Raw genomic sequence first — 23214 nt, forward strand, 5'->3', positions numbered from 1 at the left:
CCCCAATGGGGTATATACTATAATATAATCATGAAAGAAAAATATAACATAACGGGAATGAATTGCGCCGTTTGCAGCGGGCATGTTCAAAAAGCCGTATCAAAACTTATCGGGGTTAAAAACGCCAAGGTAAACTTGTTGCAAAATTCCATGTCTGTGGAATATGACGAAAGTAAAACCGGAAAAGAAATTATAATACAAGCTGTTAAGAAAGCCGGATATGGCGCTTCTTTGCAAGCTTATGTTTCCCAAGCCAATACTGTTGAACTTGCCGAAACCGAGAAAACAAAAAAACAGCTTGTATGGTCCGTAATATTTTTAATTCCGCTTTTATATTTATCTATGGGGCACATGGTTGGGCTGCCGGAATTGAATTTGCTCTCTTCGCATCATAATTTTTTGTATTTTGCTCTTGCCCAGTTTTTGCTTGCGCTTATCATAGTTTTTATAAATAGAAATTATTTTCAAAGAGGTTTTAAAAGTTTAATAAATTTAAATCCTACGATGGATTCTCTTATAGCTATAGGTTCGTCGGCGGCTGTAATTTACGGAATCTATTCTATTGTAAAAATATTCGCAGATAATGCGGCGGCTCATTTTGATTTGTATTTTGAATCTGCCGGAACAATTCTTACTTTTATTACAATCGGCAAATTTTTTGAAGCGCGTTCAAAAGTAAAAACCAACGACGCTGTGAAAAGTCTTATTAAACTTGCGCCTAAAACCGCGCTTTTGGATAAGGGCGGGAAAGTAATAGAAATAGCCGCTGAAGATATATCTGTAGGCGATATTCTAATAGTTAAGTCGGGAAGCGCCGTTCCGGCGGACGGCGTAATTACGGAAGGTTCGGCTTTTATAGACGAGTCGTCTATTTCCGGAGAAAGCGTTCCCGTTGAAAAAATAAAGAGCGGTAAAGTAACCGGCGCAACAATAGTTAAATCCGGATATTTTAAAATGAAAGTTTTGCGCATAGGCAAGGATACGGTTTTGTCTCAAATTATTAAGCTTGTTGAAGAAGCGGGTTCAAGTAAAGCAGACATAGCTAGACTTGCAGATAAAGTAAGCGCGGTTTTTGTGCCGGTTGTAATTGTAATTGCATTGGCGGCATTTGCCGCATGGCTTATAATCGGCGCGGGTATAGAGTTTGCAGTTTCCATAGGAATTGCAGTTTTGGTGATAAGCTGTCCTTGCGCTTTGGGGCTTGCAACTCCTACGGCTATAATGGTGTCTATGGGCGTAGGCGCCAAACGCGGAATTCTTTTTAAAAACGCGCAAAGTCTTGAAACCGCCCGCTTAATAAACGCTGTAATTTTAGATAAAACGGGAACTCTTACCGACGGCAAATTAACCGTAAGCGGAATTTATCCGTATGAAAAAACATCGGCTAAAAAACTTTTATCCGTTGCGGCGTCCGTTGAAAGTTTGTCCGAACATCCTCTTGCAAACGCCGTAATGCGTAAAGTTGCAAAACTTAAAATTTCTTATGCAAAGGCGCGCAAATTTTTTCAAATTCCCGGAAGAGGCGTTAAAGCTGTTGTCGGCGGAAAAACTGTTCTTGCCGGAAATGCCGCGTTTATGAAAGATGAAAAAATAAAATTTAAAAATGCAGCCGATGTAAAGGGAACGTCTTTATTTTTTGCGGAAAATAAAGTTTTTCTCGGAGTTATAACTTTTTCGGATTCCGTTAAACGCGAAAGCGCAAATGCCGTTAAAAAACTTAAATCTTTAGGATTAGACGTAGTTTTGCTTACGGGAGATAACAAATACAGCGCAAATGCCGCTGCAAAGCAGGCGGGTATAGATAAAGTAATTTACGGGGTTTTGCCGGCAGATAAAGAAAAATATGTGAGAAGTTTGCAGGCTGAAAATAAAAAAGTTGCCATGGTGGGCGACGGAGTAAATGACGCGCCGGCGTTAACTGCCGCGGATTTGTCAATAGCCATAGGCGCGGGTACGGATATTGCAATAGACAGCGCGCAGGTTGTTCTTATAAAAAACGATTTAAACGATGTTGCTGCAGTTATAACTCTTTCAAAAGCAACTGTAAAAAATATAAAGCAGAATTTGTTTTGGTCGTTTTTTTATAATGCATGCGGCATTCCTCTTGCCACCGGAGTTTTTTACGGCGTTTTGGGATGGAAATTAAACCCTATGTTTGCGGCGGCAGCTATGAGCTTATCTTCAATATTTGTAGTTACAAACGCGCTGCGTTTAAGATTTTTTAAATCATAAAAATAAGGGGAAATAAATGAAAGCCGATAAAAAGAAAGTGCTGCGTCTTTTAAATACCGCCCGAGGGCAAATAGACGGCGTAATTAAAATGATTAATGACGATAAGTATTGCGTGGATGTGGTAAATCAAATTATGGCAAGTTCGGCGATTTTAAAAAAAACCGCAAAAGATGTTTTGGAAGGACATTTAACTTCATGCGTTGCGGAATCTTTTAAAAGCGGGAAACAAAGCGACAGGGAAGAAAAGATTGAAGAGATAATAGATATTTTTTCAAAATTAAGTAAATAAACGCTGTAAAACAAAAGAGCCTGAAACTTTAAAAAGTTTCAGGCTCTTTATTTATAGCTTTAAGAAGCGTTTTGCCAAACTCTTCTGCAGTTTCGTAATTTGCCGCTGTTATAATGTTGCCGTCTGTTTCAACGTTTTTTTTGCTGTAAATTGCTCCGCCTTTTTTTAAGGCTTCTATTCCGTCAGGGAAAACCGTAGCTTTTTTGCCTTTCAGTATTCCTGCATTTGCAAGTATTGTAGGAGCTATGCAAATTGCGGCTGTAATTTTTTTATCAGTATAGAAACGGTTTGCAAGTTTTAAAGCGCTGCCGTCTTCAAAAAAAACGCTTGCTCCGCTACCGCCTATGTAAACTATAGCGTTAAAATCTTCCGGTTTTACGTCTTCAAGAAGAATATCGCTTTTAGCTTTTAAACCGAATTTGCCCGTTATTTCCCCGGTTTTATTGCTTGCCGTAATTACTTTAACTCCGGCATCTTCAAGAATCTTTTTAGGTATGTCGTATTCTTCGTCTCTGAAAACTTCAGGGGCGGTTATAAAAACTGCTTTTTTCATAACTGCGTCCTTATTTTTTCTCTATAGTTACGCTTTTCAATATTATAGGTTCTATAGGTTTGTCCGAAAAATCAACTTCGGCTCTTGCAATTTTTTTAACAACTTCAAGGCCTTCTACAACTTCTCCGAAAATGGTGTGGTTGCCGTTAAGCCATGGTGTTGAAACTTCGGTTATAAAAAACTGAGATCCGTTTGTGTTGGGACCTGCGTTTGCCATTGCCAAAAGTCCGGGTTTGGTAAACTTGAGCGCTGGGTCTATTTCATCTTCAAATTTGTAACCCGGTCCGCCGGTTCCCGTGCCGAGAGGGTCTCCGCCTTGTATCATAAATTGGGGTATAACTCTGTGGAAAATAAGTCCGTCGTAGAATTTCTTCTTTGTTTGCTTGCCTGTTTTCGGGTCTGTGAACTCTCTTGTTCCTTCGGCAAGCTCTACGAAATTTGCAACAGTTTTAGGCGCATTTTCGGGAAACAGCTTAATTTTAATGGTTCCGTAAGACGTGTTAAAAATAGCAAACATTGCTTTTTTCTCCTTAGAAGCATCTTGTTTTTTTGTCTGCGCAATTGCAGAACCTGCGAATGTAAAACTCAATACGGCTGCAAATAAACATAAGAAATATTTTTTCATTTTTTTATTATACAAATCTATCGCGCATTTTGCAAAAGAGCAAGCCGTTTTATTTCAAAAACGAGCAAATTTTTGTATAATCTACAGATTGTTTTTTAATATTTTTTATAGTAAAGGAACAAAGGCAACATGGAAAAAGTTTACGATTCAAAAAGCGTGGAGCAGAAGTGGCGTAAGTATTGGATAGAAAACAAAACGTTTTCTGCCGTCTGCGATAAAAATAAAAAACCTTTTACAATAGTTATACCTCCGCCTAACGTTACGGGTTCTCTTCACATGGGGCACGCGTTAAACAATACTCTTCAGGACATTATAATAAGGTTTAAAAAACTTTCAGGATTTAATACGCTGTGGGTTCCGGGAACAGACCACGGCGGAATAGCCACGCAAAACGTAGTTGAAAAACTTCTCAAAAAAGAAGGTAAAACAAAATACGACCTTGGCAGAGAAAAGTTTTTAGAAACTATGTGGAAGTGGAGAAACGATACCGGCGACACAATTTTGCAGCAGCTAAAACAGCTTGGCTGCGGTCTTGATTGGGACAGAACCGCTTTTACCATGGATGAAAGCCGCTCAAAATCAGTAAAAAGAGCTTTTATTGACCTTTTCAATAAAGGTCTTATATACAGAGGCAAAAGGCTTGTAAACTGGTGTCCTCGCTGCGCGACGGCTTTATCCGATATTGAAGTTGAATACGCCGACGAAAAAAGCAATTTGTGGCATATAAAATATCCTTTCAGAGATAGCGAGGGTTATGTTATAGTAGCCACAACTCGTCCGGAAACTATGCTTGGCGATACTGCCGTTGCGGTAAGCCCTGACGATGAAAGATATGCAAACGTTGTCGGACAAACTATAAAACTTCCTATAGTAAACAGGGAAATAAAAATTGTTTCGGATTATATTGTAGAAAAGTCTTTCGGCACGGGCGCGGTAAAAGTTACGCCGGCTCACGACGCAACGGATAATGAAATATCTAAACGCAATAATCTTGAAATTATAGAAATTATAGACGCCGACGGAAAAATGATAAACGTTCCGGAAAAATATAAAGGGCTTTCGGTAAAAGATGCAAGACAAGCAGTGGTTAAAGATTTGGAAGAAGGCGGATTTTTAGTAAAAATTGAAGACTACTCTCATTCGGTGGGAAGATGTTACAGATGTTCTACAACCATAGAACCTTTGATGAGCGAGCAGTGGTTTTTAAATGTAGGCGACATGTCAAAAAAAGCCGTTTCCGCGGCAAATGAAGAGAAGACAAAATTTTATCCGTCTTCGTGGAAAAAACCTTACGTTTTGTGGCTTGAAAATTTAAGGGACTGGTGCATAAGCCGCCAAATTTGGTGGGGGCACAGAATTCCCGTTTATTATTGCGTTGACCAAAAAGGCAATAAAAATACAAATTGCAAACCTATAGCAGCCGCGGAAACTCCAAAAGAATGTCCTAATTGCAAGGGAATAAAATTTGTTCAGGATGAAGACGTTTTGGACACATGGTTCTCATCGGCGTTGTGGCCTATTAGCGTGTTTAATTGGGGAGAAAATCCGGATAATGAAGATTTAAAATATTTTTATCCTACTTCTGTTTTGGCTACAGGGCATGAAATTTTGTATTTGTGGGTTGCCAGAATGGTGCAGTTCGGGCTTGAATTTATGAAAGAAGTCCCCTACAGCCATGTTTTTATTCACGGAATAGTTCGCGATAAACAGGGCAAGAAAATGTCAAAATCGCTTGGCAACGTTATAGATCCGCTGACAATTATGGAGCAATACGGCACCGACGCGTTAAGGTTTGCTTTGGCGCAGGCGGCCGCTCCCGGAAGAGATATGCAGATTTCCGACGAGTCGTTTTTAGCCGCAAGAAATTTTGCAAATAAAATATGGAATGCGTCGCGCTTTATAATAATGAATTTGGAAGGCATTGATAAACTTGATGAAACCGTTAAACCGTCAGAGCTTGCCGACGAATGGATTTTGGCGGAATTTGAAAACGCGCGCAAAAAAATAAGCGCCGCTTACGAGTCTTACGATATGGACTGCGCCGCCAGAGAACTTTACGATTTCTTCTGGACAAAATACTGCGACTGGTATATAGAACTTTCAAAAATAAGAATGATGTCGGAAGATATTGCCGTTAAAAAACAGGTTCTTTCAATACTTATAAAAATATTAAAATCTGCGTTGCAGCTTATGTCGCCGGTAATGCCGTTTATTACGTCTGAAATATGGGAAATTTTAAATAAAAAAGATTCTGCCGTTATTGCGGAAACAACTTTGCAGGACGCTTTTGAAATTCCTAATAAAGAATCCGTCGTTGAAAAGATGTCGTTAATTCAGGACGTAATAACAAAAATAAGAACGTTGAGAAGCGAAATGAATATTTCTCCAGCGGTGCAGGTTGAGGCAATATTTAACATTTCAGACTCGTCAAAAGAAAATATTTTAAAAGATAACGAAAGCTACGTTAAACAGCTTGCAAAAATAAGCGCTGTAAAAATAGGTAAAAATTTAAAACGCCCTAATAATTCCGCGCTTGCGGTAGCGGGCGGTTTTGAAATATTTTTGCCGCTTGAAGGGCTTATAGATATAGAAAAAGAAAAGGCAAGACTTGCTAAAGAAATACTTGCTGCCCGTCAGGAAATAGACAGAACTAACGCGAAACTTTCCAATGAAAATTTTATAAAAAGAGCGCCTGCGGCGGAAGTTGAAAAAATAAATATAAGGCTTAATGAAGCAAAACTTAAAATAGAAAAAATAGAAGAAAGTTTAAAATTTTTAGGATAAAATTTAAAAAATAAATATTGCGGGGTAGTATGAAAAAAATTGTATTAGGCGTTTTTTTATTTCTTGCGGCTGTTTGCGCGTCGTTTGCCGACACGGTTATAGTTGACAGTTTCACTTATTTTAACGAGTCCGTAGCGGAGGCGGTAACGCCAAGAACCATAGAGCTGTCAACTTCAATAATTGCGGATTCCGCGTTTAATTATCAGGGCGCTGACGACCTGACAATTTTCGGAAACGGTTTTTTTATTGACGGCGCGGGTTTTGGTCTGTTTGTAAGCACCGGAATCGGAAAAAGCATAACTTTTTCAAGCGTTACCCTTTTAGGATTTGCAAACTCCGTTGCTGCAGATTCGGACTCTTATTCTTACGGCGGCGCGCTTTACGCAGGCGGTTTTGCAAATATTTTTGACGCTGTTTTTACAAGCAATACGGCTATAGCTTACATTACTTCAGGCACTGCGGTTGCATACGGCGGCGCAATTTACAATGCGGGCACAACTACAATTACAAATTCTTATTTTGCTTTTAACACAGCCGTAAGCAGCGGCGGAGGGCAGGCTTTTGGCGGCGCAATTTATAACGCTAACGGCTCAACATTATATGTGGTTGCCAACGGCACAAACACGGTTTTTGAAGGAAATTTTGCAAACGGAAGCAGAAATGCAATTTATAATTCAAGCGAAGCTTTGATATATTTAAACGCAGCAGCGGGAAGCAGCATTATTTTTAACGACGCAATAAATGGAAACGCGCAGGCGGGGGTTCACGGAGCGGTGCATATTAACAGCAACACAAACTCTCTTCCATACGGCGGAGATGTTGTTCTAAATAATTCTTTAATCGCCAACGATATCTATCTATATTCCGGCACATTAAAAGTTGGATTATTTAACGGAGTATCATATTACGACAATGTGGCAGAAACTACGGTAACCGTTATCGCTGGTTCAAGAGGTTCAATCGGCGCAAGCGGGCTTGAAAACAGAGGCACGTTGTTTTTAGGAAACGGTTCTGTGTTAGATATGGCAAACGGAGTAACGGGAGATACGGTTTATATCTCTACGCTTACGGTTGACGGAACGGCTAAAGTTAATATAGATGTAGATCTTGCAAGCGCCCGCGACGGTTATGTAAGAAATTTAGACATTATAGAATTTCCAAATTTAAATACTGACGGAACCGGAACTCTTGATTTTAGAGGCATAAAAATAATCTCTGATTTTACCTCGGGTATAACGACAAATTTTCAGGTTTTTAGATACGACCCTGCAACTGATTTGCTTGCCGGTACGCCGGACTTTTACACAAACAGAGGAAGCGCCACTTACTATGTAACAAGGTTTAGCAGTTCTATTTTCAATATCACCCTTGAAAGTTACAATCCTGACGTTTTCCAAAACTTTGTTTCAACGCAAACGGGAAACCGCGTTTACTGGTCTTCGTCAAGTTATTATACTCCTCTTCTATATAGCGGAGTAGTTAACGATGGCGAACTTTGGATTAACGGCGGCACGGACGCAAGCAGTAAAACTTTTTCAATAAACGGCGCAAATATAAACAGAATTTTTAATATTAACAGCGACAACGTGGTTTTGGAAATAAACGACATAACTCTTTCAAACGGTTTGTCGCCGGCTGGTTCGGCAATTTTGAACTCTTCGGGAACAGTCAGATTGTCAAATGTTACATTTCAAAGCAACGTGGCAAAATCTACCGAAGAAATTTCTTATGTCGGCGGCGGCGCGCTTTATAACTCAAGCTATACATATATAGTTAATTCTGCTTTTAACGGAAATTCCGCGGCGGGCATAGCTTTCGGCACTGCTGTTGTATCTGCATACGGCGGAGCAATTTACAACGACGTTGGCGCAGAGCTTACTATTATAGATACGTCATTTAAAGATAATTCGGTTTCAGGCAGCGGCTCTTTGGGCGGAGCAATTTACAACGCCGGAGAAATCAATATCATTACCGCGGGCAGAAATTCAGAGTTTGAGCAGAATTCGGCGCAGGGAGTTTCAAATGCAATTCATAATGCCGGACATGCAACATTAAATTTAAACGCCGGCGCAGGCGATATTATTTTTAGAAGCAATATCACTTCTTCGGGAAACGCTAACATTATAAATATTAACGCCAGCTCTACTTCGGTTGCAGGCGCGCCTGTAAACGGCAATGTGTTAATTGCCGCCGATATGTCCGGTTTTGGAAATATCAACGGGGAAATCGGAAACACTGTAAATTTTTATGCCGGCACGCTTTCTGTTGACAAAGGGGCTGTTTTGTTTGAAAACGCGCAGTTTAATATGTATGCCGGTTCAAGACTTAATTTGCAAAACGGATCTTTTGACAGCGTTAAGTTTTCAGATTTTAACTTGTCCGGTTCAGGCGATGCTTTTGTGGGTATAGACGTAAATTTACATACGCGGCAGTCGGATAATTTTGTTGGCAGCGTTTTAACTGCCGGCGGCGCAAATTTTGTAATAGATAAAATTTCAATATTGGAAGACGCGGGCAATCTTGATAAAGTTGTTAATATTCTTATAGCCGACAACGCTAATTTGCAAAACTCCATAACTCTTTCCGACGGCGTAAAAAAACTTATGGGACCTATTTTCGTATATGACGTTTCTTACAATAACGGAACGCTGTCGTTTGCATACACTCAAGATTTTAATCCTGCGGTTTTTATAGTTCCCGTTACTATGTATGTGGGCGGATACGTTGAGCAGCTTAATTCTTATAAACAAACTTTTGACGTTGTTGAAAACAGAGCTCTTGAGAAAACTCAAAGCTCTTTCTGGATAAGACCATACGGTTACCGCGAAGAAATTAATCTTTATAAAAATCTTAAAGTAACCCATGAAACTTACGGCGCTTTTATAGGATATGACACTCCCGAGTCGGAACTTTCGGGACTTAATCTTGCGTTTTCAATATTCGGCGGGCTTAATTCTTCGTCGCAAAAATACGACGGAGCGCATATAGATCAAATCGGCGGTATTGCAGGCGCAACGGCTGTATTATACGGGGAAAATTTTTGGACTGCGTTAAGCGCAAACTTGGGCGTAACCAGCGAGCACGGGGAAGGTTCTTACGGCACTGAAACTTTTATGATGTACACAAAAGGAATAGCTTCTAAAACAGGGTACACGTTCTCGCTTGATTTTGATAACAAATATAAACTTGTGCCTGCGTTGATGCTTGCCGCTTCGTTTATAGATATGGCGCCCTTTGGAGAAGATCAAAACGTAACCGTAACATCCGACGGGGTTTATCCCATAACGGTTGAACCTTCCGTAAAATTTCTTGCCGATGTAAGCGAAGATTTCAGCGCGTATGTAAATTTAAATTTTGTTTATTCTATTCTTAACGACCCTAACTTTAAAGCCAACCATGTAATTTTGCCGAATTTTTCAATAGACCCTTATGTTCAATACGGATTTGGCTGCGTTAAAAAGCTCAGCGATATTGTAAGCGCAAGAGCCGAGGTTTTTGGAATAAGCGGCGGCAGAAGCGGCGTTGGCGGACAGCTTAACGTTCAGTTTAAATTGGGCGGCGGCAGCGAGAACAATTAAAATGATAGACGAAATTATAATAGCTACGGGCAACAAACACAAAGTTGAAGAGATAAGCGCAATTTTAAAAGATTTAAACATTAAAGTTATCCCCATGTCCGAATTGCAATCTTTTCCGAAAACCGTTGAAGACGGGGATACTCTTAAAACGAATGCCGAAAAAAAAGCTAAAGAAGCGGCGGCGTTTTTTAAGAAATGGGTTATTGCCGACGACACAGGTCTTGAAGTAGATTATTTAAACGGCGCTCCGAGCGTGTATTCGGCAAGATATGCCGGAGAAAATTGTTCTTACGACGATAACAATAAAAAATTATTGGCGGCTCTTAGCGATGTTCCTCAAGAAAAAAGAACTGCAAAATTTAAATGCGTTATAGCTGTTGCAAGCCCTGAAGGCAAAACTTATTTTGCAGAAGGTGAAATTTTTGGTATAATAACCAATGCTTTATCAGGAACAAACGGTTTCGGTTATGATCCGGTTTTTTTTGTTCCTGCTCAAAACAAAACTTTTGCAGAACTTAGCGCAGATATAAAAAATAAAATCAGCCACAGAGCCCAGGCTCTGCAAAAAGCAAAAAAAATTATTGAAGCAATTAAAAATTAAATTTGTCGGTTCCTTTAATTTCTCATTTCTAATTTCTAACTCATAATTAGTTAAACCGGGGAGTAGCGTAATTGGCTATCGCGCCTGCTTTGGGAGCAGGAGGCTGCAGGTTCAAGTCCTGTCTCCCCGAAATTTGTGCAATTTGGCTTTGTTGAAATTATTGATGGAAAACTGACGGAAAGTATTGAAAACGTTCTAATTTTTAAAAAAAATAAGTAACATTTCATATCATATCTTGTAAAATTTATTTTAAAACAGCAGAGGGCAAAAGAAATGTTTCCAATGATATTTAATCAAATATATTTGACAGCTAAACCGGAAATATTTGAGCATTTAAATATTAATGAAATAAAGACTTGTTTGCCGCTAAGCAAGCAAGCAAGCAAGCAAGCAAGCAAGCAAGCAAGCAAGCAAGCAAGCAAGCAAGCAAGCAAGCAAGCAAGCAAGCAAGCAAGCAAGCAAGCAAGTATAACAATAACTCTATCCTTAAAACTTCTTTAAAAAAATTTTTTTCAAAACATCTTCAAAAATTTTCCAAACAGCATAAATTTTTCCCCAATATCATTTGCTATTGCCCTGTCATATTATTTCATAACCCTAACCTTAATTCAGTATCTACCGCCGTTAAATTCCCCTTTTGCAAAAAGAGTGCGAGTGCGCAACAAATAAGAAGCACAAACCACCAACAAGCACAAAACGTGAACGCCGCCGTTAAATTCCCCTTTTGCAAAAGGGGTGGCAAGGTCAACAACCTTGACGGGGTATTTCCGTTGTTGCCTTTGCCGTTAATTTCAAACTCCTCATTTCTAATTCCTAATTGTATTCCAAATTATCAATATACCTGTAATTCAAACCCTCGTAACACTAAATACATTGCGGGGTTTTTTTATATTTCTTTACAGTTAAATAAAATACCAAACAAAACAGAGAGGAAAAAATGAAAAAACTATTTTTGTTGCTCATTCCATTGCTTGTGCTGTTGTTTACATTAAAAGCGAACGCACAAACAAACGTTTCAAGTTTTACATATTTAAATGCCCTTATTATGCAAAACAGCGCGCAAAATATAAGGTTGAATGGAACAATTATCTCAGGCGCTAACTATGGTGTAGTGGGTTCAGGTTTAAAGACTATTGACGGCAACAATGCTGTTCTTAATGGAAGTAAATTTGCCGGAATTAGAAGCAACTTGGCTGCTGCTAATACTATATTTACAAGTGGAATTACATTTCAAAATTTTGCAGCTTATGCTGGAGGAGCGCTATTAAGCGCTGGGAATATAAGCTTTAATAATGCAACGGTAAAATTCACAAGCAATACCGCTCAATATGGCGGAGGGTTAGGTAGTTATGAGTATGCAACAACAACGCAATTCATTAACAGCGCAATAACATTTACTAGCAATACGGCAGTACAAGGAGGAGCGCTATATTCAGGTGTAAATAATCAAATAATGAATTTTAATAATAATACTATTAATTTTGACCGGAATATTGTGAGATCTACTGCTACAAATGGCGATCCATCAGCAGGCGGCGCGATATTTACATGGAATGCTACATTAAATTTCAGCAGCAATATAGTAAATTTTACAAATAATGCCGCACAATCAATTGGTTTACAGAGCTACGGCGGCGCTCTATTTTTACACAATACAATAGCAAATTTCAGCAGCAGTACAGTATTGTTTTTTAATAATAATGCAGTGTCTGAAAATGCTGCCTACGGCGGCGCTATCTTTGTTGAATATTCTACGTTGAATTTTGTAAATAGCGATATAAATTTTACAAGTAATTCTGTAACTCAAAATATTGGTGATAGCACCGGCGGCGCAATATATGTTAAGTTTGGATTGGTCAATTTTAGTAGTGCAGTTGTGAAATTTGAAGGAAATAGTAGTATATCTGCCACTACCGATGGCGGTGCGGCGCTCTCTGTCCATAACTATAGTGTGTATAGTTCTAATAATAGCAGGATAGATTTTAAAAACAATATTACACAAAACACTACGGGTAATTTATATCTGGGAACAATGAACTTGGTTGCTTCAAGCGCAAGCTTTTCAAAAGATGTGGTTAATTTTGATGGAAATAAAGCAACATCCGTTAATAGTAATGCAGTAAACGGCAGCGGGTTTAGTGTTTTGGGGTCTCAAATTAGTTTTAACGACAGTGTGATAAATTTTATAAATAATAAAAGCGAGAGCACTTTAGGACAGCTTCTGGGAGGCGGATTTTATAATACACAAGCTATTTTCAATGCTAAAAACAGCACAATGACTTTTATAAGTAATGAGTTGATACAAACAGATCCAAGCAATATAAATACCGCAGAGGGAGCAGGGCTATATTTCTATACTTCATCTGCAATGTTTGAAAATACTTCTCTTAATTTTACAAGCAACGTTATAAATGCGGTAGATGTTGGCATGGGCGGCGGAATGTTTTTATTAGATAGCACTGTAACTTTTAAAGGCGTCAATGCAGATTTTACGGGAAACACCGTTAACAGTTTGTCAAACAGCGCATTCGGCGGAGGTATATCAACTTTTTTTAATCCGGCTACAATAGGCGTTACATTTTTCAACGTAGAAAACAGCACTATAAATTTTACGGCAAATAAGGTTGTTTCAGCATCAAATCATGGTATAGGCGGAGGAGCATTTTTTGTATTATCAGTTGTTAATTTTAACAATGTGGAAATGAATTTTACAAATAATATTACGTCTGGCGCCGTCGCCGCCGCCGGCGGGTTATATGCGCACCAATCTAATATAAACTTTGTTGATGGAAGAACAGTGTTTGAAGGTAATAAAGTATTTTCAACATCCGGCACAGGCAACGGTTATGCAAGAGCAGGCGCGGCAGAGGCATATCTATCTACAGTAGCTTTCATTAATAATTACACAGAATTTTCAGAAAACATCGCTCATTCAGGAGGCGCGTTATTTGGCAACATCGGGTCAACAATTATTTTTAGCAGCGGAACAACAAACTTTATAAATAATAAAGCATATGGCAATGACGGCGGAGCAATATTTTCTGTTGACGCAAATATAAATTTTAGTAGCGGCATTGTAAAGTTTGAAGGAAATAGCGTCATAAATAATACTACTTTTATAGGTGCTGGAATATATGGTGAGGGCGCTGCAATAGCTGATATGAATTCAATATATACCTTTAACAATAATACAATAGATTTTAAAAACAATTTTTCGCAAGGGTTTGACTATGCGCATGGTGCTGTCTTGGCACATAAGTCAATAATGAATTTTACCGGTAATATTATTAACTTTGAAGGAAATATCGCAAAAGATTCTGCAGCAGGCGGGTTAGGATCTGCAAGCGGCGGAGCGTTGCATGCCTATGCGTCATACTTAAGTTTTAGCAGCAATATAATAAATTTTACAAGTAACACTGCGCAAGGATCTAATGCTTCTTCCGGCGGAGCAATATATATAGGAGATAGTTCAACAATGAGCTTTACAGGAACAACGGTAACATTCCAAGGAAACAGCGCGCAGCAAGGGGCGGCAGTATCTGTTGTTAGAAATTCAAGCATGATTTTTACGGGCGGAGCAGTAGAATTCTTGTGGAACAATACAACAAACGGAAACGGGGTAGTGTATTGGGACACAAGTTCATACGTTGGGTTAGAGAATGCAAAAATAACAAAAGCAATAGGGAACCAAGCCAACAACGGCGGATTTTTATATTTGGTAAACCAAGGAACGTGGAGCTTTGCAAATATAGATATGTCGTCAAACACAGCGCGAAGCGGATACGGAGGAGCGTTGTATTTGAATAGCACAACAGTAGTATTTAGCGGAACAAATACAATTAGTTATAACACAGCAACAAACAACGGCGGAGCAATATATTTAGCAGATAGTTCAACAATGAGCTTTGCAGGAACGGCAACATTTGACGGCAATAAAGCAAGCGTAAACGGCGGAGCATTGTATATAACCGGCAATACAAGCCAGATAATTTTTGCAGATGGAAGCACAATAACGTTTACAAATAACAACGCGCAGCAAGGCGGAGCAGTATATGCAACAGCCGGAGCAAACGTGGTATTTACAACCGGAGCGCATTACGCAGTAAGCAACAACACGGCAACCTACGGCGGATTTATAGCGGTAAATAATGCAACAGCAACGTTTAAATCGGGAGTAGATTTTAGCTTAAGCAATTCAAGCGCAACTTACGGCGGATTTTTGTATGCAACAAATAATGCAATAGCCAATTTTGAAAATGTATATGCATCATCAAACAGCGCAGCGTTAGGCGGATTTATAGCAGCGGAAAGCGGAGCAATAATAAATATTACAGGCTCAACAATATCGGCTAACGTAGCAACAAGCAACGGAGGAGCAATATATTTAGCAGATAGTTCAACAATGAGCTTTGCAGGAACGGCAACATTTGACGGCAATAAAGCAAGCGTAAACGGCGGAGCATTGTATATAACCGGCAATACAAGCCAGATAATTTTTGCCGATGGCAGCACAATAACGTTTACAAATAACAACGCGCAGCAAGGCGGAGCAGTATATGCAGCAGCCGGAGCAAACGTGGTATTTACAACCGGAGCGCATTACGTAATAAGCAACAACACGGCAACCTACGGCGGATTTATAGCGGTAAATAATGCAACAGCAACGTTTAAATCGGGAGTAGATTTTAGCTTAAGCAATTCAAGCGCAACCTACGGCGGATTTTTGTATGCAACAAACAATGCAATAGCCAATTTTGAAAATGTATATGCATCTTCAAACAGCGCGCAGCTTGGAGGCTTTATAGCAGCAGAAAGCGGAGCAATAATAAACATAGGAAGCGCAACAATAACCGGCAACGTGGCAACCAGCAGCGGTGGAGCAATATATTTACAAACCAGCACAGCAACATTTGACAGCACGGGCGGTTTGATATTATTAACGGGAAACACGGCAAATGGAACGCCGAATGATATTTATGCTGAAGGTTCGTTTATAAATTTCAACGCAGAAAATAACCAAATAAGAATAGAAGACGGCATATACGTAGGAAATGCGCAAAACACAATAAGCAAAACAGGGCTTGGGGAATTGTATATAAGCGGAAATAATTATATGCAAGGCAACTTCAACGTAACGGCAGGAAGCGTGACAATAGAAAGAGCAACGTGGACATTTGAAAACGGAAATTGGAACGTAACAACATCGTCAGGGGTAAGAATAACAAGCTCGGTAGTAACGATAGCAAACAGCGTAACAAGCGCGTTTGAACAAAATCAAGGTTGGGCAACAAGTATAATAGACAGCACAATAACATTCAACGCAGCAGTGAGATTTTCAACAAACAGCGGAGCGATATCTGCATTAAATTCGCAGATAACGTTTAATGATAATATTGTTGTAGAAGGGCATAGCAATGCAATGGTAGTGACAGGCTCGTCAATGTCATTTAACGGAGCGCTAAAAATGTTTGTAGGAAGCGGAGTAAGTTCTACAGGGGTTGGCGGAGGAGCAATAAGTTCGTCAAATTCAGTAGTATTATTTAAAAACGGAACGAGTAATTTTATAAATAACAATAACAATGCGTCATATGCCAGCGGAGGAGCAATATATGCAGAAGGCTCAACAATAAGTTTTACAAATGAAAGAGTAACATTTACAAGCAACGCAGTCACAACCGGAGGCGGAGGAGCAATATATTCTGACGGATCTTTAGTAGAGTTTATAACATCAACGGCGATATTTGCAGGCAATAGAGGCGATTACGGAACAGGCGGAATATACGCGTATAATAACGCTATAGTAAGATTTATAAATAGCAACGCAGAATTTACCGAAAACAAAATAACTTCCGGCAGCGGCGGCGCAATGAATGTGCGAGGATTATTATATGTTGACGGCGGGAAAATAAGTTTTACAAGTAACACAGCCAACAATTATGGCGGAGCGATATATACATTAAATGACAGCTCAAATGTGTTTGTAAATACGGAAGTAAAATTCACAAGCAATAATGCAACAGAGGGCGGAGCAATATATGCCAATACGAGAAGCACAATAACATTTACAGCAGCGCCGGTAATATTTGATAATAACATAGCCGCAGTAAACGGAGGAGCAATCTACAGCAACTTGGCGAACATAACATTTAACAACGGCAGCGCAACGTTTACAAACAACAAAGCGCTAACGGGAAGCGGAGGAGCAATCTACGCGGTGGACGATTTAGTCTTTGACGGAGCAAACGTAGATTTCACCGGAAACGAAGCGTTGAGCGGAAACGGAGGAGCAATATTTGCCGACGACACAATACTAACAATAAAGAACGCAGTGATGACGTTCATGAATAATAAATCGTTGCTTGGCGGAGCAGTGTACGCAAGCAACAATTCAAACATAACATTGTCGGGAAGAGGAAACTTCACAGGAAATGAGGCAGCAACAAATGGAGCAGCGGTTTACGTAACAGGCGGCAGCACAGTAACAATAGAAGCCGCAAACGGCGATATAATATTTAGCGGCAACAAAGCCGCCGGAACGCCAAACGACATATACGCAGACAACAATAGCCGACTAAATTTAATAACCTCCGGAACCAACACAATAAGTATAGCAGGAGGAATATTAAGCAACACAGCCGGCACGGCAATAGAAGTAAACAAAACGGGAACAGGAACGCTCTTTATGGGCGGTGACAACGAAGTCTGGGGCGATTTCACAGCGACAGCGGGAAAAGTGGTGCTGTTGGAAAGCGCAACGTTTAAAGCAAACAACATAATATTTAACGGAGCCGAGTTAGACATGACCGACGCCGACCTGTATGATAACTTGCACGTAAACGTAGCAACGGCAACAACGATGTTTGCAAGCGATACAAGCTTGTTAATGGACATATTTGAAAACGGAAACAACGACCAAATATTTGCAAGCTCTGCGCAAATAGGAGGGAATTTGCAAATAAAAGCGCACTTTGGGGTGTATAACAATCAGGAATACCATTTGATAATGTCGAGTGAAAACGCGATAAACGGAACGTTTGCAAACGCAACGTTTGTATATGTAGGAACAGGAGCGTTTAGCTATCAAGTAAAGTATAACGATATAACGGATTGGACAGGCGTAGTGAGAATAATAGTAAACGGAATAAACAAAGGGGACTTCCAAAACTTGCCGAAGTTAACGTTCAACCAAAGCGAAGTGGCAAAAACGTGGGACGAATTATCAATAATTCTGCCGACAAACGACTTGAAAGAAATAATGGAAGCAACGGCAAACTTAAGCGACCAAGAAGAACAGAAAAGCGTGCTGGGGATAGCGTCAGGCTACTTCCACAGCAACGTAATAAAGTCAGCAGCATTAGATAATGACAATAACGAAATATACGACAGAATAAAAAACCACAGCACAAAGGAACACACAAACAGCGCAATATGGGCGCAAGTAACAGGAGCGCAAACAAAGTTAGGCGGCGACGAAAACAGCCTTGGCGAATACAAGGATAATAGATACGGAGTAATGGCAGGGTTTGACATATACTTTGGAAGCATGAGCAGCATAAACAAAACAATGTTGGGAATATATGTAAACTATAAAGACCAAAGCATGAACCAAGAAGCAAGCAAAGCAACGCTAAATAAAATAGGCGGCGGATTATACGGCGGCTACATAGAAGAAAAATACGAAATAAAAGCAATGATAAACGGAAGTAAGGATAGTTACGAAACAACAAGAAATATAGCAATAAGTCAGTATCTGCCGGTGCCGCCATACGCCGACAGAAACGCAAAAGCCAACTACGAAGGCTTCACGTTAGGAGCAGACGTGGAAGGCGCATTGAAATACAAAATAGGAAACAACACAAACTTCAGACCATACGCAGGAGCAGAATTAAAGAACGTAAGCTACGACGGCTTCACCGAAACCGGAGCAGAGGGACTAAACCTAAAAGTAGAAGCAGGCAACTATTTAAGAACAACCGCGCGAGTAGGAGCGGGAGTAAACTACGACGATAAGACATGGGCAGGATATGTAAACTTGGAAGGAAAATACTTATTAACAGGAAAGAAATACGAAATAGAAAGCGTATTTGAAGGAACGGAAGTGAAGTTCTTAAGCCGAGGCTACGAAGAAAACGGGTTGATATTAGGAGCAACATTAGGCGGAAGCGTGAGAATAACCGAAGGTCTAAAATTCTTCATAAACGCCAACGCCCACACAGCCGAAAAGTTCACAAACCTCTACGCCAACGCGGGTTTGAGATACAATTTCTGCGGAATAACGCATAAAGAAAAAGAAGAACCCGTCCCCGCGCCGGTGGTGGTGGTAGAACAGGCGAAGCCTGAAATAATAGAACAACCAAAGCCTGCTGTGGAAGCAGGCAAGAAGCAGATACAGCCATACAGATCAAGGGCAGTAAACTTTGACACAAACAAATATTTGTTGAAGAGCAATCATATAATGAGCATAAAAGAGCATGCGGAATATATAAAGCAGCATGAGTATAAGAAGATAACAATAGAAGGACACACAGACAGCACGGGAAATGAGAAAGTAAATCAGCCGCTGTCGGAAAGAAGAGCGCAGAGCGTGTATAATGAGTTGGCAAACAACGGAATACCAAAAGAGAAAATGGAAATAGTAGGACATTCGTCAAAGAACCCGGTTGATACCAACAAAACAAAAAAAGGAAGAGCCAACAACAGAAGAACAGAAATTGTTGTTGAATAACAAAAACGGCAAAGTGAAAAGCGACACGAAGTGTCATCCCGGAATGTCTTAATCCGGGATCCACGTTTGCTAAATATTATACGTGTTCATTATTTAACGGTGAAGTGAGAAGTGAAAATAACGGCAAAGACAATTACAAAAGACAAATCTCGCCGCGCCGCAGGGACGAAGCTGCAAAGACGGGTGAGAAGTGGAAATAAAGGCAAAGGTAATTAAAAATTATCAATTACCAATTAATGACAAAAACAAAACGGCAGATTAAGTTCACAAAGACAAAAACACAAAAGAGTCGCGCATATTATGCGCGGCTCTTTTGTGTTTTTGTAATTTGTAATTGTTGTTTAGCGGTTGCCGTTAATTTCACGTCTCACCCGCTTTCAGGGCTTCATCACTACAGCACGGCAGGCTTTCCGCCTGTCTTAAGGGATTTGCTATTGTCCCTACAACGAGGCAAGCTTTGTCGTTATGCTGCACAGCGCCTGTTATAGTTTTCATTGCAAAATCTGCGATTTTCAACTATACTCCTTGCATGTTTAGGATAATTTCAATACTGTTCTTTATTTTTGTTTTTGCTCAATTCGCGTTTGCGGATTTGAAGGTTACTTCCGTTTCTCAAAACGGCGGAAAGTATGCTGTTGTTTTTAATAATAGTATAAAAATTTCAAACCTTTCCTTAAATCAAAACATTGCCGCCCGGGTTGAATTTCCATCATATAAAGGCAAAAATAAACAATACAAACAGTTCTCGCTGTTAAAGAGAGATTACGCGTCTTATCTTGCCGGCGTTTTAAAATCCCGCTCTGCCGACGGTTCTGCAGACTTGAAAACGGATTTTAAAATTAATAAATTTGACGCGCTAAAAAAGAAATCTTCAATTAAAGCTTTTGCGTCGATAATATTTGAGGATACCGTTGAAGTTGAATGCAGAGTTATGGACTCCGGACGCGGGTTGTGGATTGCGTGGCCGTCCCGCAAAGAAGCGGGAAAGCGGGTAAAAGAGTTTGAGTTTACCGACAAAAATTTAAAAATAGAAGTTGAAACCGCTTTAGTAAGGCGTTATAAAGAAAATGATACAGCAAAAGAAAAATGATATTTTTTTAGATTTAATTTCAACGGTAATACTTCCGGTTGCAGCCGGAATATTTTTTATTGAATGGGCGTTTGACGCTTTAAACGGCTCGGATGTAATTTTTCCTTTGATAGGGCTTTTGGTGCTTCTGCTTTATTATTTTTCCGGAAGTTTTTACAGCGGAATTATTATGTTGGTTTCCGTAATATTTGCAGGTTTTACGGCTTTTGTAATTGAAGATTCTCCGAGAACATATATTGTTCTGCTTGAATGCGGCGCGCTTGCGTTCTTTTACGTTGTTTTGGAATCTTATAACGATTATTATTCGTCCGTTAGAAATTCAATGGAAGAAGAATACGATGTGCTTGACATGGAATCCACTATAAAAGATTCCGAAATAGCCGAAAACAAAAGAGTTTCTTCGGTAATTTCCGACAAAATGGACAACTTTAAAAAAATCGGGCATATGATGCAGAGCTTTGAATCTTCCCTTGATGAAGAAGATATAGTTTATAAATCCGGAGCGCTTGCATCGCAGTTTATGGGCAGCGGGGAATGGAATCTTGTGAAAAATTCCAAGGGCGACGAGTTTGCTAAATATGTTAAAACCACCGGTTTTCCTCTTGTGTCCGGCGATCTGTCGCAAGACAAACGCTTTAGCGGTAATTTTACAACGCAAATGTCCGTTATAGCCGTTCCCGTTGAAATTGACGGAAATTTTTGGGGAATCATCAGAGGAACAAGTTCGGCAACCGACGCTTTCGGCGATGCCGATTTGAGACTGCTTTCAATTTTGTCGGGCGTTGTTTCAAACGTTATAAATAACGCGAATTTATATAAAAGAGTTCAGGGGCTTGCCGTTACCGACGTGCTTACCGGACTTTTTACGCAAACTTATTTTAAAGAACGAGTCCGCGACGAGGTAAAGCGCGCGCATACCGGCAAATTTTCTCTATCGGTCGCTATTTTAGACGTGGATTATTTCAAAAAAGTAAACGATACTTACGGACATCAGGCGGGCGACGCAGTTTTGCGCCAGATAGGCGCTATTTTGAAAAAAAGATTTAGAGAAACGGATTTAATTGCAAGATACGGCGGGGAAGAGTTTGCTGTTTTAATGCTTCACACGGGCTGCAAAGAGGCTCGCGTTGTTTTAGAGCGTATAAGAACTACAATAGAAAATGAACAGTTTACTGTTTCTTTGGGGGAAGCCGTTTTGCAAACAACTACAATTACAGTAAGCATAGGCGTGGCTTGCGCCTGCGAAGAGACGGTTATACAAAAGGCGGACGCGGCGTTATACGAAGCTAAAAATTCAGGCAGAAATAAAACCGTAGAGTATCGCGATGATTAGAAAAATAAACACAATTCTTATTGCCGCCATAATACTTTCCGTTTTATATTTTTTCTTAAGCGGAGGGAAGCATTTTATTGTGTGGGCATATTTCCTTGCCGTTTGCGGACTGTATCTTTCCAAATGGTTTAAACATATAGTTTTAATAACAAGCGTCGCCGGCATATTCATAGCTTTGAGATTTTTTTACGTAACTCCGGCGGAAACGGCTCTTGCCGTAGTTTTGTTTATTTTCATAATTCCCGTTCCCTATTATCATTCCTACGAAGCGAAGAAAACCGCTAAAGAATTGCGCGAAAAAAATAAATTTGCAAAAGACAAATATGCGCAGATTATTTCCGAGCACGCTTTATCTTTTGACGAAAGAAAAAAGCGCGAAGAAGATATTGAAAAAATAATGCAGCTGTATATAATAGGAAGAGAGCTGTCTAAAAAAATGTTTTTTGAAGATTACGCAGACACAATTATAAGAGCGCTGTCCAACAGAAACGGCGTAATATCCGTAACCGTTTTTGACAGAACTAACGGTTTTTGGAAAACAATAGCTTCTTCAAAAACTTTTCACCAAAACGGCTGGCAGGAATATGTTGCGGCGGATAATTCGCTTGAGGCAATGAACTTGTGCGCAACGGTTAAAAACCCTGTTTTTATAGGCGATGAAGAAAGCACTGTTTTTTGGCCGTTAAAAATTGAAGACGAACTTCTTGGCGCAGTTGCCGTAGTGTGCGGCAAAAAATTTGCCGGCGATTATGTAAAAGAGGGCGCCATTTTTGCGCCTCAAATAGCTTTAAACGCAAAAAGAGTTAAGCTTTTCGTAGAGGTTAACGAGAAATCAAGAAACGACGGGCTTACAGGGCTTTTGCGCAGAAGTTATTTTTTGGACAGACTCGGGTATGAAATACGAAGAGAAAAAAGATATTCCGGCGGATTTTATATTTTAATGCTGGACATAGACTTTTTTAAAAGCGTCAACGATAAATACGGACACCTTGAAGGAGATAAAGTTTTGCATTCCGTAGGCGGCATTTTGTCGGATTATGCGCGCCGTGAAGATTTGGTTGCAAGATACGGCGGGGAAGAGTTTATAATATTTATGCCTCAAGTAAAGCGCTACGAAGCAATTTCTGCCGCCGAAAATATAAGAAAAGCCGTTGAAAAACAAAAATATTACGTAAAAGATTCGGAATTTTCCGTAACTATCAGCGTTGGAATAAGCGGATATCCTGACGATGATTCGTCTCTTGAAAAAATAATTAAGGATGCCGACGACGCTTTGTACAAAGCCAAGCAAAACGGCAGAAATCAGGTTGCTGTTTACGGCGATAATCCGGCGTAGGCTTGAGGTTTGCATATTTCTTGACTTAACCCTTGTAAAAGTGATAAAATAGAAAAACTGATTATAAG

12 protein-coding genes and 1 tRNA gene are annotated in these 23214 nt (G+C 39.8%); 11 read left to right on the top strand and 2 right to left on the bottom strand.

Annotated elements, in window-relative coordinates:
• Positions 1 to 30 precede the first annotated feature (30 nt).
• Entirely contained in the window at positions 31 to 2232 is a 2202-nt protein-coding gene (locus Epro_RS00725; RefSeq protein WP_193352839.1) for a heavy metal translocating P-type ATPase, read from the top strand.
• 16 nt (positions 2233 to 2248) lie between these two features.
• On the top strand, positions 2249 to 2521 hold the full coding sequence (locus Epro_RS00730) for a metal-sensing transcriptional repressor (protein WP_052569679.1): 273 nt from the start codon (positions 2249 to 2251) through the stop codon (positions 2519 to 2521).
• Between the two features lie 28 nt (positions 2522 to 2549).
• Here the strand turns inward: Epro_RS00730 and Epro_RS00735 are convergent, their stop codons facing one another.
• Positions 2550 to 3074: a DJ-1/PfpI family protein gene (locus Epro_RS00735; RefSeq protein ID WP_052569680.1), complete on the bottom strand. Its 525-nt coding sequence runs from the start codon at positions 3072 to 3074 to the stop codon at positions 2550 to 2552.
• 10 nt (positions 3075 to 3084) lie between these two features.
• Complete coding sequence (locus tag Epro_RS00740) at positions 3085 to 3591, bottom strand: peptidylprolyl isomerase (RefSeq protein ID WP_052571538.1); 507 nt, start codon at positions 3589 to 3591, stop codon at positions 3085 to 3087.
• A 237-nt stretch (positions 3592 to 3828) separates the two neighbouring features.
• Here Epro_RS00740 and Epro_RS00745 point away from each other — a divergent pair, with 237 nt between their 5' ends.
• The 9 genes from Epro_RS00745 to Epro_RS00785 all read left to right on the top strand — a co-directional run bounded on the left by Epro_RS00745 (position 3829) and on the right by Epro_RS00785 (position 23146).
• On the top strand, positions 3829 to 6483 hold the full coding sequence (locus Epro_RS00745; RefSeq protein ID WP_052569681.1) for a valine--tRNA ligase: 2655 nt from the start codon (positions 3829 to 3831) through the stop codon (positions 6481 to 6483).
• 29 nt (positions 6484 to 6512) lie between these two features.
• Complete coding sequence (locus tag Epro_RS00750; RefSeq protein WP_052569682.1) at positions 6513 to 10061, top strand: beta strand repeat-containing protein; 3549 nt, start codon at positions 6513 to 6515, stop codon at positions 10059 to 10061.
• A gap of 1 nt (position 10062) precedes the next feature.
• Positions 10063 to 10662, top strand: a complete 600-nt coding sequence (locus tag Epro_RS00755; RefSeq protein ID WP_052569683.1) for an XTP/dITP diphosphatase — start codon at positions 10063 to 10065, stop codon at positions 10660 to 10662.
• A 56-nt stretch (positions 10663 to 10718) separates the two neighbouring features.
• A tRNA-Pro gene (locus tag Epro_RS00760) sits at positions 10719 to 10792 on the top strand.
• Between the two features lie 152 nt (positions 10793 to 10944).
• The gene (locus Epro_RS07080; protein ID WP_158408972.1) at positions 10945 to 11163 is read left to right on the top strand and encodes a hypothetical protein; all 219 of its coding nucleotides are present in this window, start codon (positions 10945 to 10947) and stop codon (positions 11161 to 11163) included.
• 436 nt (positions 11164 to 11599) lie between these two features.
• Positions 11600 to 19387, top strand: a complete 7788-nt coding sequence (locus Epro_RS00770) for an OmpA family protein (protein WP_052569685.1) — start codon at positions 11600 to 11602, stop codon at positions 19385 to 19387.
• A gap of 457 nt (positions 19388 to 19844) precedes the next feature.
• Complete coding sequence (locus tag Epro_RS00775) at positions 19845 to 20477, top strand: septation protein SpoVG family protein (protein WP_144412016.1); 633 nt, start codon at positions 19845 to 19847, stop codon at positions 20475 to 20477.
• Positions 20455 to 21810 (top strand): GGDEF domain-containing protein, encoded by a 1356-nt coding sequence (locus Epro_RS00780; RefSeq protein WP_052569687.1) that lies wholly within the window; start codon positions 20455 to 20457, stop codon positions 21808 to 21810. Before Epro_RS00775 ends, Epro_RS00780 begins: the two co-directional genes overlap by 23 nt.
• A complete protein-coding gene (locus Epro_RS00785; protein WP_052569688.1) occupies positions 21803 to 23146 on the top strand; it encodes a GGDEF domain-containing protein in 1344 nt (447 codons plus the stop codon). Before Epro_RS00780 ends, Epro_RS00785 begins: the two co-directional genes overlap by 8 nt.
• Positions 23147 to 23214 lie beyond the last annotated feature (68 nt).

Source organism: Endomicrobium proavitum (assembly GCF_001027545.1).
GTDB lineage: Bacteria > Elusimicrobiota > Endomicrobiia > Endomicrobiales > Endomicrobiaceae > Endomicrobium > Endomicrobium proavitum.